The sequence below is a fragment of the Paenibacillus sp. 1-18 genome, from assembly GCF_000520755.1.
Classification (GTDB): Bacteria; Bacillota; Bacilli; order Paenibacillales; family Paenibacillaceae; genus Paenibacillus; species Paenibacillus brasilensis.
Window position 1 is genome coordinate 1 of record NZ_ASSB01000027.1, and the last position, 422, is coordinate 422.

General features: G+C 59.0%; 1 protein-coding gene. It reads left to right on the forward strand.

Annotation, left to right across the window (positions count from 1 at the left end; genetic code table 11):
• A partial coding sequence (locus L693_RS0101720) for a nucleotidyltransferase family protein (RefSeq protein WP_025715786.1) occupies positions 1 to 422 on the forward strand: 422 nt, incomplete at both ends.

Genomic DNA, 422 nt, shown 5'->3' on the forward strand with positions numbered 1-422 from the left:
AGCCAGACGCGCGCCGCTGCAATGGGAAGCGTTCAGCCAGCCCCTGCTGAACGCCCTGATCACGCGCAGCCCGCAGCAGCTGGCGGAGCTGCATGAGGTCACCGAAGGGCTGGAGTATCGTCTGCGGCAATCGCTGTACACGCTGGCCCAGCCCTCGGTAGAGGCATTACTCGCTGCCGTCAAGACAAGGCGGTATACTCATACGAAGCTTCAGCGCATGCTTGCACATATTTTGCTGAATCATGGCAAAGCCAATATGACTCCCACTGAGCTGGCGAAAGGTCCCGGTTATATCCGTGTGCTCGGCTTTAATACGGCTGGACGCGAGTTGCTGGCACGGATGAAGCAGACAGCAACCCTTCCTGTATGGGTCAAGCCATCTGCCGGATCACATCCCCATCTGGACTGGGATACGGCCGCTG